The 222-nt window shown below is 66.7% G+C and carries 2 protein-coding genes; both read right to left on the bottom strand.

Features of this window, described 5'->3' with window-relative positions; all coding sequences use genetic code 11:
- Nucleotides 1-142: ATP-binding cassette domain-containing protein (locus GO615_RS28565; RefSeq protein WP_169133135.1), on the bottom strand; the 142-nt coding region annotated here is incomplete at its 3' end.
- Nucleotides 135-212, bottom strand: a complete 78-nt coding sequence (locus GO615_RS28560) for an ABC transporter ATP-binding protein C-terminal domain-containing protein (RefSeq protein WP_339380062.1) — start codon at nucleotides 210-212, stop codon at nucleotides 135-137. The genes GO615_RS28560 and GO615_RS28565, both read right to left, overlap by 8 nt.
- Nucleotides 213-222: the final 10 nt, after the last annotated feature.

The following is a 222-nucleotide window of genomic DNA, read 5'->3' as shown; positions in this document are numbered from 1 at the left end:
TCAGCGCGCGCAGCAGCGTGGTCTTGCCGGCGCCGTTGGGGCCGATGATGGTGGTCAGCTCGCCCGGCGCGACGGTCAGCGAGACGTCCCACAGCACGTTGATGGCGCCATAGCCGGCACGGATGTTTTCGATCTCAAGCATGGCTCGCTCCCGTGTAGCTCTTGATCACTTCCGGATCGCGGAAGACCTCGTCGGGCGTGCCGTCGGCGATCAGCTCGCCG

This window comes from Aromatoleum evansii, from assembly GCF_012910805.1.
Taxonomy (GTDB): Bacteria; Pseudomonadota; Gammaproteobacteria; order Burkholderiales; family Rhodocyclaceae; genus Aromatoleum; species Aromatoleum evansii.
Note: the sequence above shows the minus strand (reverse complement) of the source record. Positions and strands in the feature narration are given on the sequence as shown.